The organism is Octadecabacter sp. R77987 (genome assembly GCF_042466115.1).
Lineage (GTDB): Bacteria > Pseudomonadota > Alphaproteobacteria > Rhodobacterales > Rhodobacteraceae > SW4.
Map to the genome: position 1 here is coordinate 2,146,811 of NZ_JAXHBQ010000001.1, position 16,178 is coordinate 2,162,988.

At 59.3% G+C, this 16,178-nt stretch carries 15 protein-coding genes; 12 read left to right on the forward strand and 3 right to left on the reverse strand.

Going from position 1 to position 16,178, the window contains the following annotated elements; genetic code table 11:
- Window positions 1-19: 19 nt before the first annotated feature.
- Window positions 20-1,567 (forward strand): flagellar hook-length control protein FliK, encoded by a 1,548-nt coding sequence (locus tag SJY21_RS10890; protein ID WP_377510246.1) that lies wholly within the window; start codon window positions 20-22, stop codon window positions 1,565-1,567.
- Between the two features lie 11 nt (window positions 1,568-1,578).
- Window positions 1,579-2,247 (forward strand): flagellar hook capping FlgD N-terminal domain-containing protein, encoded by a 669-nt coding sequence (locus SJY21_RS10895; RefSeq protein ID WP_377510249.1) that lies wholly within the window; start codon window positions 1,579-1,581, stop codon window positions 2,245-2,247.
- Here the strand turns inward: SJY21_RS10895 and ubiB are convergent.
- Window positions 2,244-3,773 carry a 2-polyprenylphenol 6-hydroxylase gene (ubiB, locus tag SJY21_RS10900; protein WP_377510252.1) on the reverse strand — a complete coding sequence of 510 codons (1,530 nt, stop codon included), beginning with the start codon at window positions 3,771-3,773 and terminating at the stop codon, window positions 2,244-2,246. The genes SJY21_RS10895 and ubiB overlap by 4 nt on opposite strands.
- A 3-nt stretch (window positions 3,774-3,776) precedes the next feature.
- The gene (gene ubiE, locus SJY21_RS10905) at window positions 3,777-4,529 is read right to left on the reverse strand and encodes a bifunctional demethylmenaquinone methyltransferase/2-methoxy-6-polyprenyl-1,4-benzoquinol methylase UbiE (RefSeq protein WP_377510255.1); all 753 of its coding nucleotides are present in this window, start codon (window positions 4,527-4,529) and stop codon (window positions 3,777-3,779) included.
- Between the two features lie 86 nt (window positions 4,530-4,615).
- Here ubiE and SJY21_RS10910 point away from each other — a divergent pair, with 86 nt between their 5' ends.
- From SJY21_RS10910 to SJY21_RS10955, 10 genes are all read left to right on the forward strand, one after another.
- Window positions 4,616-5,245, forward strand: coding sequence for a hypothetical protein (locus tag SJY21_RS10910; protein WP_377510258.1), 630 nt, complete (start codon window positions 4,616-4,618; stop codon window positions 5,243-5,245).
- The gene (gene mutM / locus SJY21_RS10915; RefSeq protein WP_377510260.1) at window positions 5,245-6,096 is read left to right on the forward strand and encodes a bifunctional DNA-formamidopyrimidine glycosylase/DNA-(apurinic or apyrimidinic site) lyase; all 852 of its coding nucleotides are present in this window, start codon (window positions 5,245-5,247) and stop codon (window positions 6,094-6,096) included. The genes SJY21_RS10910 and mutM overlap by 1 nt, the downstream gene beginning before the upstream one ends.
- A gap of 62 nt (window positions 6,097-6,158) precedes the next feature.
- Complete coding sequence (locus tag SJY21_RS10920; protein WP_377510263.1) at window positions 6,159-6,935, forward strand: enoyl-CoA hydratase; 777 nt, start codon at window positions 6,159-6,161, stop codon at window positions 6,933-6,935.
- A gap of 158 nt (window positions 6,936-7,093) precedes the next feature.
- A complete protein-coding gene (gene rpsT / locus SJY21_RS10925) occupies window positions 7,094-7,357 on the forward strand; it encodes a 30S ribosomal protein S20 (protein ID WP_377510266.1) in 264 nt (87 codons plus the stop codon).
- Window positions 7,358-7,967: 610 nt separating this feature from the next.
- On the forward strand, window positions 7,968-9,296 hold the full coding sequence (dnaA, locus tag SJY21_RS10930) for a chromosomal replication initiator protein DnaA (RefSeq protein WP_377510269.1): 1,329 nt from the start codon (window positions 7,968-7,970) through the stop codon (window positions 9,294-9,296).
- 128 nt (window positions 9,297-9,424) lie between these two features.
- Window positions 9,425-10,543 (forward strand): DNA polymerase III subunit beta, encoded by a 1,119-nt coding sequence (gene dnaN, locus SJY21_RS10935; RefSeq protein ID WP_377510272.1) that lies wholly within the window; start codon window positions 9,425-9,427, stop codon window positions 10,541-10,543.
- Between the two features lie 40 nt (window positions 10,544-10,583).
- Window positions 10,584-11,702 (forward strand): DNA replication/repair protein RecF, encoded by a 1,119-nt coding sequence (recF, locus tag SJY21_RS10940; protein ID WP_377510275.1) that lies wholly within the window; start codon window positions 10,584-10,586, stop codon window positions 11,700-11,702.
- A complete protein-coding gene (locus SJY21_RS10945; RefSeq protein WP_377510277.1) occupies window positions 11,699-12,136 on the forward strand; it encodes a VOC family protein in 438 nt (145 codons plus the stop codon). Before recF ends, SJY21_RS10945 begins: the two co-directional genes overlap by 4 nt.
- Before the next feature lie 109 nt (window positions 12,137-12,245).
- A complete protein-coding gene (gene gyrB, locus SJY21_RS10950; RefSeq protein ID WP_377510280.1) occupies window positions 12,246-14,663 on the forward strand; it encodes a DNA topoisomerase (ATP-hydrolyzing) subunit B in 2,418 nt (805 codons plus the stop codon).
- Window positions 14,664-14,666: 3 nt separating this feature from the next.
- Window positions 14,667-15,263 carry a DUF6434 domain-containing protein gene (locus SJY21_RS10955; protein ID WP_377510283.1) on the forward strand — a complete coding sequence of 199 codons (597 nt, stop codon included), beginning with the start codon at window positions 14,667-14,669 and terminating at the stop codon, window positions 15,261-15,263.
- On the opposite strand, the gene SJY21_RS10960 is transcribed toward SJY21_RS10955, so the two are convergent.
- Window positions 15,264-16,175 (reverse strand): rhodanese-related sulfurtransferase, encoded by a 912-nt coding sequence (locus SJY21_RS10960; protein WP_377510286.1) that lies wholly within the window; start codon window positions 16,173-16,175, stop codon window positions 15,264-15,266.
- Window positions 16,176-16,178 lie beyond the last annotated feature (3 nt).

The window sequence follows — 16,178 nt, forward strand, 5'->3', positions numbered from 1 at the left end:
CGGCTGAATCGGAGAACCGATGCCTATCTTAATGTCCGACGGCGCATTCGCTGGGGCCACAGCCCCAGCGACGGGTCGTAACCTGCCGCAGGCGCTGGCCGGTATGCCCATCGAACGCGCGCGATCCTTTGGTGCCGTGATGGATGATGCGCTACGCAATGCGTCGCCAGACACGGTGGCGGTGGTTGCGGAAACGGTCGTGCCCGACCCCCAAGACACGGTGCCCGCCGACGATCCTGCCGCTGATCGCACAGCGGATGATCCCGATGCGGACGCGCCCCCGCCCGTTCCACAGGCCGAGGGTGCCATTCCCGCCCCCAATCGACATTTCGGGCCTCCTGTTGGCGTATCCGGTGATGATCGGGTCACACCAATGCTGGCAGGCGGAACAGTCGCCATGGCCAAACAGACCGGACCGCAAATACCTGTTCCCGTGCCGGACGTGGCAGGCAAGGCAACACCGCGACCCGACGGGGCACAATCTGCCCCTATGCGCGATCACGCGGCGCAGATCATCATGCCTGCAAAACCGGCCTTTGCCGCCCGGCCAACGGCCACGGTCGCTGATCCCGCACCCCTTGCAGAAACCGCGCGCTCGCGCACAGTCGGTGCCGCACATGCGCCGACAGATGCCGCCCAGATTTCGCCGCCGCCGCGACCGGCAAGCGCCGAAGGTGTGGTGCTACAAAACGCGATGCAAACGCCCGCAGCCCCTTCCGTCCACACAAGCGCGTTCGAGGCGCAGTCGCGCGTGCCCGCCCCGCAGCCCAACACCGCATCGCAAGATGAAACCGCCGCGCAGACCGCGATCACGCAAACCATTCCCAAAGTGGCGTCAGCGCCACATGCTGCACGGATCCCCGGTGAAGTAGCAGCGTCCTTGGCGACGAAGCCGGAACCCGAACCCGCCCAAACAGCCGCGCCACCCCAAGAGGCCAGCGCGGCAAAACCGCCGCAATCACAGCGAGAGAAACCTGCCAGCGGTGACCGCACCACATCGACGCCCGCCGTTCACACCGACGCGTCACAGGTTGCAAAGCCAGTGCAAACGCCACCGGCCGGTGACACGCTTACGGATGATCGCCAGGCCTTGTTCGGGTCCACCCCCGCACTGGACGGCACAATTATTGCCCCACGCAGCGAACGGCCCCTTGGCGCGCCCCATCTTCATACACCCGAGGTCGCGAAGGCGGTGTCGCAACAAGTTGCCGTGGCCGTGACGCAAAAACCTGACGGGCAAACCGAAATCCGTCTCAACCCCGAAGAGCTGGGCCGTGTCCGGCTTGCCCTTAGCCCCTCGGAAAACGGGATCACACTGACAATCACAACCGAACGGCCTGAAACGGCCGACCTGATGCGCCGCAACCTCGAGGGGCTGGCGCAGGAATTTCGCGCGCTTGGCTATGCCGATGTCGCCTTTGATTTTGGCCAGACCGAAGACCAACCAGCACAAGACGAACACGGCAGCGGTGATCAGCCGGCCGCGAACACGCGACCAACAGAACCACCACAAGACGCCCCGGCCGCGCAACCACAGCCCACCGCAGGCCTTGATCTGCGCCTATAACGGAGACCCAAATGGAACTCACCCAAACATCGTCCGTCACGACGTTGAACAACACAGCCGCCGCCGCAACGTCCGAAGCGGTGATCAGCTCGGATTTTGAAACATTCCTGAAAATGCTGACCGTCCAGATGGAAAACCAGGACCCCTTGAATCCCGCCGATTCATCGGAATACGCGGTGCAACTGGCAACCTTTTCGCAGGTGGAACAATCGGTTCTGACAAACGATTTGTTGGCCGCCCTAAGCGCACAGATGACAACAACAGGCATGGCGCAAATGGCCAGCTGGGTCGGGAATGAGGCATTGGCCCCCGTCGCCGGTTATTTTGATGGCAGCCCGATCACGATTGCGCCCAATCCGGCCCTTGCGGCGGATCGTGTCGAGCTTGTCGTGACGGACGCCGACGGTAACGAAGTCCAGCGCAGCGAAATCCCCAAATCCGCCGACCCGATTGAATGGGCAGGTGTCGGGCCAAACGGCACACCATTCGAGGACGGTCTTTATAGCTTTAACGTGGTCAGCTATGCGGGCGACGAGGTGCTGATTGACGAACGCGCCGATGTCTATTCCATGGTGCAGGAAGTTCGCGCCGAAGGCGGCGAAACAATCCTGATCTTGCAAGGGGGCGCAGGCGTTCTGGCATCGCAAGTGACCGCGTTGCGCGATCCGTCCCTGCTTTAGAGCAGGGTAAGGGCCCATACGGCCAGACCACACAAAACCCCGCCCAGCGCCATCCAGCCAATCGGCGTCCAGATGCTGGTTTTCTCTGCGGGCGCGGGGGATTTGGCACTGCGGATCAGCGCATCCTGTGCCATCTGTGGCAAATGCGGCCCGAACCGCGAAAGGATTTGAACCGTTCGGGCCAGATCGCGCAGCAGCGCCTTTGGCCCCATGCTTTCGGTGATATATGCCTCGACGATCGGGCGGGCGTCTTCCCAGATATCGACCTTGCCGTGAAGCGACCGCGCAACCCCTTCAACAACGACCATGGTGCGCTGAAGCAGGATCAATTCGGTGCGGGTTTCCATGCCGAAACGTTCTGTCACTTCGAACAGGTAGGACAGAAGATGCGCCATTGAAATCCGGCTGGCATCCATCCCGAAAATCGGTTCGCCCACGGCGCGCAGGGCGCGTGCAAATTCATCGACATCCTGATCGGCAGGCACATAACCTGCCTCGAAATGCACTTCGGCCACACGTTTGTAATCCTTGCGGATAAAGCCGAACAGGATTTCGGCATAGACGCGGCGGGTATATTCATCAATCCGCCCCATGATCCCGAAGTCATAGGCGATGATATCGCCGTTTGCGGCAACCTTCAGGTTGCCCTGATGCATGTCACCGTGAAAGAAACCGTCACGCAGCGCGTGGCTCAGGAACAGTTGCAACACGCGATTGGCAAGCTTGGGACGGTCATGCCCTGCTGCATCCAACGCAAGGTTGTCGCCAATGCTCACGCCCTCGGCCCAGCCCATCGTCATGACGCGGCGCGCTGAATAATGCCACTTGATCGCGGGTACCTGAAAGCCGACGTCATTGACCGTATTGGCAGCAAACTCCCCCGCGGCCGAGCTTTCCAATCGAAGGTCAAGTTCCCCGCGCACGATTCCCTCGAAGTGGGTGATGACATCCATTGGCCGCAACCTGCGCGAGGCAGGTGAAAGAACCTCGATCATCCGCGCGGCGAAATAGAACGCGTCGATGTCCTTGCCAAAGGCGCGCTCGATCCCCGGGCGCAGCACCTTGATCGCAACATGTTCGCCCGTTTCGACCAGAACAGCCTTGTGCACCTGCGCCAGTGACGCCGCCGCCACGGGTTCGGAAAAATCGCGAAACATCTCGGCCAATGGTAGGCCAAGTTCCTTTTCCACTTCGGCCTTGGCCACATCGGTCGGGAAGGGTGCAAGCCGGTCTTGCAGAACCCGCAACTGGTCGGCCAAATCGTCGCCGACAACATCTGGCCGGGTCGAAAGCACCTGACCGAACTTGATATAGGCAGGGCCAAGGGCCGTCAGCGCACGGGTTGCGGGGGGCAGCGCCGGATCACCGCGATACCCCAACCATTTGAACGGCCATGCAAAAGTGCGGGCCGTGGCGCGTAATAGCGGCCCTGCCTCAAAGGCATCAAGCACGACATTCATCGCGCCCGCGCGCTCAAGGGTCGCGCCGGTACGGATCAGCCGCCAGATGTTGTGGGGTCCGCGCATGCGTTACAGCTTCCAACCGGAATGCAGCGCCGCGATTCCCATCGACAGATTTCGATACTTTGCGTGCTCGAATCCGGCGCCGCGAACCATCCCAAGGAAGGCTTCCTGATCAGGGAACTTGCGGATCGATTCGACCAGATACTGATAACTGTCCCGATCCCCCGTGATCGCCTTGCCCATGGGTGGAATCACGTTGAAGGAATAAAAGTCATACAGCTTTTGCATCATGTCATTGGGGATCTGGCTGAATTCCAGCACCATCAAGCGGCCACCGGGTTTCAGCACGCGATACGCCTCGTTCAGCGCCTCTTGCGGGCGGGTGACGTTACGAATGCCAAAGCTGATCGTGTAAACATCGAATGTGTTGTCATCAAACGGCAGCGCCATCGCATCGCCAACGGTCCAGTCCAGGCTTGCGGCCATATCCGCCGCTTCGGCGCGCTTGCGCCCCTCGATCAGCATGTTTTCGGTCAGGTCCAGCACTGTCGCATGGCCCGATCCTGCACGTTTCAAAAAACGGAACGAAATATCACCGGTGCCGCCGGCCACATCCAGCAACCGCTGGCCCGCGCGCGGCGCCAGCCAATCCATCATGGCGTCTTTCCAGATGCGATGGATGCCAAGGCTCATCGCGTCGTTCATCACGTCATATTTGCTGGCCACAGACGTGAACACACCCTGCACACGGCCCGCTTTTTCGCTTTCGGCCACGGTCTCAAAGCCGAAATGAGTGGTCGTTTGGGTTTCGTCGCTCATGTCACACTCGCGCCTGAATAAAGTCAGATTGGGGTTATACCTATGTGGACCAAAGAACAAATCCCCTTTCTGACGCAGGGCCTGTGATGATTTTGAACATTTTTTCCACCGTTCTGCCGATTCTTGCGGTCGCCGGTTTGATCTACGTCTTTTCGTTCTATCTGCCGCGCCGCATTCGCGCGGGTCTGGATCACGTGTTTGGCCAACGTGACAGCACAGGCCGCGCCATTCCGAAAACGGGGATGGGCATTGGCGATCTGCCCGCAGACATGGGTCTGATCGCCCGCGTTGGTGAATCGGCGCGCAATCGCATGACCTTTGATCGCGTTTATATGCGCCCGACGATTGGCCTGCGTGCGATCAGCATCGGGCTGACGGGCTGGATTTTCTATCTGCTGTGGACAGATCAGGGCAGTTTCGTTCCGACAACTGGCATCACCCTGTATCTGATCGTCGGGGCGCTGGTTTATGCGCTGTTCTACATCAACTTTTATCAGGCCCACTATGATCAGCACGGGCTGACGATCCCCAATGCAATGCTGCTTGATCAAACCCGCGACTGGAAAGACCTGATCATGATTCAGGACGATGGCCACTATGCCTATGTGCTGACATTCGCGACGGGGCCGAAACTGCGGATGCAGAAATACCTTGTAGGTGCCCGCGCGTTCCTTACTTTTGCCAATGAACAGATGCGCAAACACAACAGGATCTAATGCCCGAACTTCCCGAGGTTGAAACCGTCCGCCGCGGCCTTGCCCCCGCGATGGAGGGGCAGGTCATTGCGCGTGCCGCTGTGAACCGCCCCGATCTGCGCTGGCCGTTCCCTGAAAACATGGCCGCGCGGTTGACGGGCGCGCGTGTCACGGCGCTGCGGCGTAGGTCGAAATACATCCTTGCTGATCTGGATACGGGCGAGACCCTTATCATCCATCTTGGCATGTCGGGCCGGATGCTTGTCTCGGGTGATCCGCTTGGCCAGTTCCACCACGACCACCCCGCGCCCGCGAAACATGATCACGTTGTGCTGGATATGGAGAGCGGCGCGCGGATCACGTTCAACGATGCGCGGCGTTTCGGCGCGATGGATCTTTGCGCGACAGATGCACTCGACACCCACTGGCTGATTGCGAAACTTGGCCCCGAACCGTTGGGAAATGCGTTTGACGAACCGCATCTGATTGCCGCGCTGGCCGGGCGCAACACACCGATCAAGACCGCCCTGCTGGATCAGAGAATCGTTTCCGGTCTTGGCAACATATATGTCTGCGAAGTGCTGTTTCGCGCGCGCATCAGCCCCAAACGCAAAGCAGGGCACCTTTCGCAACGCCGTGTCGCGTCACTTGTTCCGATCATCCGCGATGTCCTGTCCGAGGCGATAACGGCGGGCGGATCATCCTTGCGCGATTACCGTCAGGCTGACGGCGAACTGGGCTATTTCCAACACGTTTTTCGGGTTTACGACCGCGCGGGGGAACCCTGCGCGACGCCCGACTGCACGGGCAAAATCACCCGAATCGTTCAGGGCGGAAGATCATCTTTCTATTGTCCGCAATGTCAAAGATAGCTTGATCGCCGCGCCCGCTTTGCTAAGCACTAGCACTACCGCAGCCACCACGGGGGCCACACATGGCGTTTGAAACGATCATCGTAAGCACGCAGGACGACATCGCCCTGATTACCTTGAACCGGCCTGACGCGCTCAATGCGCTGAACTCGCAACTGATGGGCGAACTTGCAACAGCACTGGCCGAGGCAGACGAAAGCCCCAAAGTGCGTGCCATTGTGATCACCGGATCGGACAAGGCCTTTGCCGCCGGTGCGGACATTACCGAAATGGCCGACAAGACCTTTGTGGAAATGTATACGGACAACTTTTTCGGCGCTGAAACCGACCGTTTCCTACAGGTGCGCAAGCCGATCATCGCCGCTGTTGCGGGCTATGCGCTTGGCGGCGGATGCGAGCTGGCGATGATGTGCGACTTTATCATTGCCGCCGATACCGCGAAATTCGGCCTGCCCGAACTGAACCTTGGCGTGATCCCCGGCATTGGTGGCACGCAGCGCCTGACCCGCTATGTGGGCAAGGCAAAATCAATGGACATGCATCTGACAGGGCGCTTTATGCCCGCCGAGGAGGCCGAAGCATCAGGCCTTGTCAGCCGTGTTGTCCCCGCCAAGAAACTCAAGGACGAGGCACTGGCCGCCGCTGCCAAGATCGCCGAGAAATCCCTTCTGGCGACAACGGCTGCCAAGGATGCTGTCAACCATTCCTATGAAACGCCATTGTCCGAAGGCATCCGTTATGAACGCCGCCTGTTCCAGTCGCTTTTCGCGACCGAAGACCAGAAAGAGGGCATGGCCGCCTTCAAGGAAAAGCGCGAACCGCAGTTCCGCGACAAATAGGGCGCAAATCAGGGGTTCCCTTTTGTGTCCTTTGCCCCTAAAGACCCCCGATACATGCGCGTGATGCCCGCCTAGGCAAGAATCAACCGGTTCATCAAACCCGGTCCGGGCCCTTGTGCGCTACAGTTTTAACAGACCCGGAAAGTGGGATTGATCACATGGCAAATACGCCCCAAGCAAAAAAACGCGCGCGTCAGAACGAAGCACGCTTTCAAGTCAACAAAGCACGCCGTTCGCGTATCCGCACATATCTGCGCAAAGTCGAAGAGGCGATTGCCTCGGGTGACAAGGACGCGGCAAGCGCAGCCCTGCGCGCGGCACAGCCCGAAATCATGCGCGGCGTGACCAAAGGTGTGATGCACAAGAACACGGCGTCGCGCAAAGTGTCGCGTCTCAGCGCCCGGGTCAAAGCGATCGGCTAGGGCCGCGACTCGGCTGGAAATGGCCGGAACGCAACGTAACAGATTCTGCAAGAGGGCATGTCACAAGACGTGCCCTCTTTGCTTTTGGGCAACAGGCACCACGACTTTTCCTTACGATTCAAAGCCGGCGCAGATTCGTTTTGCGAAAGGTCGGAGTCAATCCCAACGTTGCAGTTGCCGTGGCCGCAAACGCCTTGCTAACTTAGCTATGCGATTCACTTCGTTCCTGGGGGAGCATGGGAAGACGCAGTACCAAATGCGGGCCCAGACGGCAGCTTTGCCGGATGTCCAAATCGGTGTTGTCGTTCTGGGTGATTGGGACAGCCGGCATGTAAATGTCGGGCAGGCCCGGTCATTCCGCATCATTTTCGTCGGCAGAATGCGGGCGATGGTGGCGATCCGTGTTCTGCAAAATGCTGTGTGTTATGCCGTGGCCAATTCTTGATTGGCGGGCCACGCGCACAGCCTTTGACAAGGCGAGAGTCACTGATCGGTTTCCGCTTGGGGCGCGGTGACCGTGCGCTGTGGCTTTGTCAGGACCGATTGAACCGTGTGCGAGGCGTAAGGGGCGCGTTGTGCGAGCATTGGTTTTTATTGGGACAGGGACAGAATGAAAGACGCGATTTGGTCTGACGTAAAAGAAACGCTACAGGGAACGTTAGGGGCGAACAACTTCAAGAACTGGATCGAGCCGCTGGATCTTTATGATCTGTCCGGTGGTATCGCAACCTTCCACGTCCCCACGAATTTCTTCGGAAACTATGTTTCGCAGAATTTCGGTGATCAGATCCTCTATCAGATTCAGCGTGCGCATGATGCGATTGGCCGCCTGAACTTTGTGGTCGACAAATCAAACCGCCCCACGGCACCCAAGGCTGCACCCGCGCAGGTCAAGAAACCCGTCAGCGCCAATATCGACGCCCGCTTTACCTTTGACAGCTTCGTCGTCGGCAAGCCAAACGAACTGGCACATGCCGCCGCGCGCAAGGTTGCCGAAGGGGGGCCGGTGTCGTTCAACCCGCTGTTCCTTTATGGTGGCGTTGGCCTTGGTAAAACGCACCTCATGCATGCGATTGCCCACGAACTGCAACGCGCAAAACCCGAACTGAACGTGCTGTATCTGTCGGCGGAACAGTTCATGTATCGGTTCATTTCCGCGCTGCGCGAACGCAAGATGATCGACTTCAAGCAGATGTTCCGCGCCGTTGACGTATTGATGGTCGATGACGTGCAGTTCATCGCTGGCAAGGAATCCACGCAGGAAGAATTCTTTCACACGTTCAACGCACTGGTCGATCAGAACAAACAAATCATCCTGTCTGCCGACCGTGCGCCGGGCGAAATCAAGGACCTTGAGGACCGGATCAAATCGCGGATGCAATGTGGCCTTGTGGTTGACCTGCACCCTACCGATTACGAACTCCGCCTGGGCATTTTGCAAAACAAGGAACAGGCCTTTGCGTTGCAATACCCCGATGTGGTGCTGACGGACGGCGTGCTTGAATTCATGGCCCACCGGATCGCCATGAACGTGCGTATCCTTGAAGGGGCGCTGACCCGTTTGTATGCGTTCGCCTCTCTCGTAGGGCGTGAAATCACCCTTGATTTGGCGCAGGATTGTCTTGCCGATATCCTTCGCGCATCCGATCGCAAGATCACCGTCGAGGAAATCCAGCGCAAGGTTGCGGATTACTACAACATCCGCCTGTCGGATCTTGTTGGTTCCAAGCGCCTGCGCGCCTTTGCCCGCCCGCGCCAGATCGCGATGTATCTGAGCAAGCGTATGACATCGCGGTCTCTGCCCGATATCGGGCGCCGCTTTGGCGGCAAGGACCATACGACCGTGATGCATGGTGTAAAACGCGTCGAAGAACTGCAGATGACCGACAGTCAGATTGCTGACGACATCGAAAACCTGCGCCGCGCACTCGAGGCATAAGCGGCGCTTGACGCGGCGCGCGCAGTAACGGACAGTCCGAAAAACAGAATTGGCTTGAGTTGGAGGGGGAAACAGGTAGTTTTCCCCTCCGGCATCTGTCAGCCCGGAAGAAATGCGGAGCAAGGGATATGAAACTTAGCATCGAGCGCGGCGCGCTTCTCAAGGCCGTTGCACAGGCCCAATCGGTCGTCGAACGCCGCAACACCATCCCGATCCTCGCCAACGTCCTGATCGAGGCCGAAGGCGATACCGTGCAGTTTCGCGCCACCGATCTTGACATCGAAGTTGTCGACAAGGCCCCGGCCAAGGTTGAACGCGCAGGTGCCACCACCGTCAGCGCCGTGACCCTGAACGAAATCGTGCGCAAACTGCCTGACGGCGCGCTTGTGACCCTGTCCGAGGATGGTGCATCCGGCCGCCTGACAATCGAAGCGGGCCGCTCGAACTTCAGCCTCGCCACCTTGCCCAAGGAAGATTTTCCCGTGATGGCCACGTCGGATTATACGACGAACTTTTCCTGCGCTGCGCCCGTGTTGCGCCGCCTGTTCGACAAATCCAAATTCGCGATCTCAACGGAAGAAACCCGTTACTACCTTAACGGTGTTTACATGCACGTCTCGGACGCCGATGGCGGCAAGGTGCTGCGCTGTGTTGCGACTGACGGCCACCGCCTTGCCCGCATTGATGCCGACCTGCCCGAAGGGGCCGATGGCATGGCGGGCGTCATCGTGCCCCGCAAAACAGTGGGCGAGTTGCGCAAGCTGCTGGATGACGATGACATGAAAATCGCCGTGTCCGTGTCCGAAACCAAAGTGCGCTTTGCGACCCCCGACATCACCCTGACCTCCAAGGTGATTGACGGCACATTCCCCGACTACACCCGCGTCATTCCACAGGGAAACACCCGCAAGATGGAAGTTGACGCCGCTGAATTCGCCAAGGCCGTTGATCGTGTGGCAACCGTGTCGTCGGAACGTTCGCGTGCCGTGAAACTGTCACTTGACGAAGACCGTCTGGTCCTGTCCGTCAACGCGCCCGACAGCGGTGCTGCCGAGGAAGAACTCGCCGTGGCCTATGGTGACGAACGTCTGGAAATCGGGTTCAACGCGAAATACCTGCTGGAGATTGCCAGCCAGGTGGACCGCGAAAATGCCGTGTTCATGTTCAACTCCTCGGGCGATCCGACCCTGATGCGCGAAGGCAATGACACCAGCGCTGTCTATGTGGTCATGCCGATGCGCGTGTGACGCGACCTCGCAGAAATATCACTGATCAAGAGGGCCACTGATGTCGGCCCTCTTTCTGTCTGAACTTACCCTGTCGCATTTTCGCTCGCACAAGCGCGCGGCGATCACTGCCGATGGCCGCCCAGTGGCGATCTATGGCGCGAATGGCGCAGGCAAGACAAACATCCTCGAAGCTATTTCGATGCTGTCGCCGGGGCGTGGTCTGCGCCGGGCGGGTGTCGATGATATCGCCCGCCGCCCTGAATCGCTGGGATGGAAAGTCAGCGGTGTTCTGCACTCCCTGCACCACACCCACGACATCGAAACCAGTGCCGATGCGGGCGCAAGCCGCACCGTGCGCATTGACGACAAGACCGCCGCGCAGGTCGCGTTGGGCCGTATCGGGCGTATCCTCTGGCTGATCCCCGCGATGGACCGTCTGTGGATCGAAGGGGCCGAGGGGCGGCGCCGTTTCCTTGACCGTGCCACGCTTAGTTTTGAACCGCGCCATGCCGAAATCGTGCTGACTTATGAAAAGGCGATGCGCGAACGTAACCGCCTGCTGAAAGACATGGTGCGCGACGCCCACTGGTATGCCGCGTTGGAAAACCAGATGGCCGAGGCGGGCGCGCAAATCCATGCCAACCGTCAGGACGCGCTGATTGCCCTGACCGCCGCGCAGGATGCCGCGCAAACCGTCTTTCCCACCGCCAGCCTTGCGCTTACACACCCCGAACCGGCCTGTGATGCGCCCGAAGACGCCGACGCCCTGCGCGCCACCTTTGCCGAGGGGCGTTTACGTGATCTGGCAGCAGGGCGCACCCTGTCCGGCCCGCACCGCGCTGATCTGGACGCCACATTCGCCGCCAAGGGTGTGGCGGCCAAGGACTGTTCGACCGGCGAACAAAAGGCGCTGCTGATTTCGCTGATCCTTGCCAATGCCCGCGCCCTGGCCAGCGATTTCGGCGCGCCACCGATCCTGTTGCTGGACGAGGTCGCAGCCCATCTTGATGCCACCCGCCGCGCGGCGCTGTATGATGAAATCACGGCACTTGGGGCGCAGGCGTGGATGACCGGCACCGGCCCCGAACTGTTTGCCGAACTTGGTGCGCGCGCCCAGTATGTCGAAGTAACCGAAACCGATGGCACATCAACCGTCCACGAAAGGCCCGCCCCATGACCCCGCAACGCGTTACCCTGATCACCCTTGGCGTTGCCGATCTTACGCGCGCCAAGGCGTTTTATGACGCCCTTGGCTGGCAGGCGACAGAACGGACCGAAGGCGTGGTCTTTTATCAGATCAACGGCATGGTGTTGGGGCTGTTCGGGCTTGGCCCGCTTGCGGCCGATCAGGGACGCCCTGACGCACCCCTTGGCACAGGGGCAATGACCCTCGCACAAAACTTCTCGACCGAGGCCGAGGTTGACGCGGCCTATGCACAGGCACTGACAGTCGGCGCAACGGCCCTCAAAGCCCCGGAAAAGGTGTTCTGGGGCGGCTATTCGGGCTATTACGCTGATCCGGATGGCCACGTTTGGGAGGTCGCGATGAACCCGTTCTGGCCACTCAACGACGATGGCAGCCTCACTTTGCCGACGGGTGCGGACGCCTGATTATGCAGCGCAACCGCACCGCCTGAATCACCGCAAAATATAGCGGGATCGCGTGACATCCCCCCCTAAACCTCGTATAAAAACGGACAAAATACGCAGGAAAGATTGCATGTCCGACAAAGAGCAGAAAAAAGAAGAATACGGCGCCGATTCCATCAAGGTTCTCAAGGGCCTAGAGGCTGTGCGCAAGCGTCCGGGCATGTATATCGGTGATACCGATGATGGGTCCGGTTTGCACCACATGGTCTATGAAGTCGTGGACAACGGCATTGACGAGGCTTTGGCCGGTCATGCTGACGCCGTCAACGTCAAAATCCACGATGACGGGTCCGTTTCGGTCAGCGACAACGGGCGCGGTATACCGGTTGGTATCCACGAGGAAGAGGGCGTGTCGGCGGCCGAGGTCATCATGACCCAGCTGCACGCAGGCGGCAAATTCGACAGCAACTCCTACAAGGTATCCGGCGGGTTGCACGGCGTGGGCGTGTCCGTGGTGAATGCGCTGTCTGATTACCTTGAACTGCGCATCTGGCGCGATGGCAAGGAACATGTTGCGCGCTTCGAGGGCGGCTTTACCACCGAACACCTGACGGTAGTTGGCGACTGCGGCGATCAGACTGGCACCGAAGTGCGCTTCCTCGCCAGCTTGGAGACATTTTCCAACCGTGATTACGACTTCAACACTTTGGAAAAGCGTTTGCGTGAACTGGCGTTCCTCAATTCCGGTGTGCGTATCATCCTGACCGATGAACGGCCCGCCGAACACCTGCGCACCGAACTGTTCTACGAAGGCGGCGTCAAGGAATTCGTCAAGTATCTGGACCGCTCCAAATCCAGCATCCTGCCCGAACCGATCTTTATCACCGGCGAGCGTGATGACATCGGTATCGAAGTCGCGATGTGGTGGAACGACAGCTACAACGAAATGGTGCTGCCCTTTACCAACAACATCCCACAGCGCGATGGCGGCACCCACATGGCCGGTTTTCGCGGCGCGCTGACCCGCACGATCAACAACTACGCCCAATCCAGCGGGATCGCCAAAAAGGAGAAGGTCAGCTTTACCGGCGACGATGCCCGCGAGGGGCTGACCTGCGTTTTGTCGGTCAAAGTGCCGGACCCGAAGTTTTCCAGCCAGACCAAGGACAAGCTGGTTTCGTCCGAGGTTCGTCCCGCCGTCGAAAACCTTGTCGGCGAAAAGCTGGCCGAGTGGTTCGAGGAAAACCCCGCGATCGCCAAGATCGTCGTGGGCAAGATCGTCGAGGCCGCGCAAGCCCGCGAAGCGGCCCGCAAGGCGCGCGAGTTGACACGCCGCAAAACGGCGATGGATGTGAACTTCCTTGCGGGTAAACTCAAGGATTGTTCGGAAAAAGACCCCTCCAAGACCGAAGTCTTTCTGGTCGAGGGTGATAGCGCTGGCGGGTCTGCCCAAACCGGCCGTGACCGTGGCACACAGGCCATTTTGCCCCTCAAGGGCAAGATCCTGAACGTCGAACGCGCACGGTTTGACCGGATGCTGAACAGCCAGGAAATCGGCAACCTTGTGATGGCGCTGGGCACCGGCATTGGCCGCGACGAATTTGATATCAGCAAACTGCGCTACCACAAGATCGTCATCATGACTGACGCTGATGTCGATGGCGCACACATCCGCACGTTGCTGCTGACGTTCTTTTTCCGCCAGATGCCCGAATTGATCGAAGGTGGATACCTCTATATCGCGCAGCCACCGCTTTACAAAGTCAGCCGCGGCAAGTCCGAGGTTTACTTGAAAGATCAGGCCGAAATGGACGACTACCTGATCCAGCAGGGCACCGAAGGCGCGATCCTCAAGCTGGGTGGAGGCGCGGATATGTCCGGCCAGGACCTCGTGCGCGTGGTCGAAGAAGCGCGCCAGTTGCGCCGCGTCCTTGATGCCTTCCCGACCCATTACCCCCGCCACATTCTGGAACAGGCCGCCATCGCCGGCGCCTTTGTGCCCGGTGCCGTGGACAGTGATCTGCAAGGTGTGGCTGACAAGGTCGCTGCGCGTCTGGATGCGATTGCACTGGAATACGAAAAAGGCTGGCAGGGCCGTATCACCCAAGACAAGGGCATCCGCCTTGCCCGCATCCTGCGTGGTGTCGAGGAAGTGCGCACGCTGGACGGCCCCGTGCTGCGCGGTGGTGAGGCGCGCAAGACCGGCCAGTTCACCAAGAACCTGCAAGAGGTCTATGACAGACCCGCGCAATTGCACCGCAAGGACCGCCACCAGATGATTCACGGCCCGCTTGATTTGCTGGCCGCAATCCTTGAGGAGGGCGAGCGCGGCCTGACCCTGCAACGCTACAAGGGCTTGGGTGAAATGAACCCCGATCAGCTGTGGGAAACCACCCTTGACCCGGATGCGCGCACGCTGCTGCAGGTCAAGGTTGATGACGTGGCCGAAGCCGACGACCTGTTCACCAAACTGATGGGCGATGTCGTGGAACCACGGCGCGAATTCATCCAGCAGAACGCGCTGTCGGTGGAAAACCTCGACTTTTAGGTCATGGCCAATCCAACACGACCAAATATTGCGACAATCAAACGTGGCGATGATCTGCGGCAATGGTATTGGCTGAAATCCGAACTTGCGGCCCATGCCAAGACGTTGGGTCTGCGCACTTCGGGTGCCAAGTTCGAGATACTGGATCGGATCGCGCACCTGCTTGATACAGGCGCTGCCAAGCCTGAAACGACCGTGCGACCCAAATCAAGCTTTGATTGGCACAGTGCAAACCTGACACCTGAAACACGGCTGACCGACAGTTACAAAAACACCCAGAACGTGCGACGTTTTTTTCAAGCCCACGCCGACCCCGCGTTCAAATTCAACATCGCCTTCATGGCATGGATCAAAGCCAATACAGGTCTGACCCTTGCTGATGCGGTGTTAGAATATCACGCCATCAAGGCCCGTGCGGCGGATCCCGGCTATCAAACCAAGATCAAGGGACACAACCAGTTCAACCAATACACACGTGATTTCATGGCCGACAATCCTGACATGGGAATGGATGATGTGCGCCGTATCTGGGCCAAGAAACGTGCGCGTCCGTCACCAGACGGGCGGCATGTCTATGCGCGCACCGATCTTGACCTTTAGCTAGGTGTCGGCAGGCCCGATATGGCGTTCGCCCCTTGCGGTGGCGAGCGTCATTTGCTTTTGCCGTTCGCGAAACGCGGCCTTGCGCGCGTCGCTTGTTTCATGTGCACATTGATGGCACGACACACCCTGTTCAAATTCGGGGCGGTCACGGTCCTCGGGCAGCAGCGGGCGGCGGCAGGCGTGGCACAGAATATGTGGCCCCTCGGCCAACCCGTGATCAACCGACACGCGCCCGTCAAACACGAAACACGATCCTTCCCAAAGGCTATCCTCCTGCGGCACGTCCTCAAGGTATTTCAGAATGCCACCCTTCAGGTGAAACACATCCTCGACCCCTTGGCCGATCAGGTAATTCGTTGATTTCTCGCACCTGATCCCACCGGTGCAGAACATCGCGATGCGTTTGTTATGGAACCGGTGCTTGTTCTTTTCCCACCACGCGGGAAAGTCGCGAAAGGTATCGGTCTGTGGATCAACTGCCCCCTTGAACGTGCCGATCCCCACTTCGTAATCATTGCGGGTGTCAATCACGGCCACATCCGGCGCGCTGATCAGATCGTTCCAATCGGCGGGATCGACATAGGCACCAACGCTTGCGCGCGGGTCCACATCGGGCTGGCCCATCGTGACAATTTCCTTTTTCAAACGCACTTTCATGCGGATGAAAGGCGCGTCACCGGCGGTGCTTTCCTTATGCTCCAGATCGGCGCAACCTGGCAGGGCGCGGATATGGTTCAGCACCGCGTCAATCCCCGCGCGACTGCCCGCAATCGTGCCATTGATTCCCTCGCGTGCCAGCAAGAGCGTGCCATTGACGCCCTGCGCCTTGCAAAGGTTCAGCAACGGCCCCTGCACAGCGGCGGGATCGTCAAAACGGGTAAAGTGATAAAGCGCGGCGATTGTAAACATGCG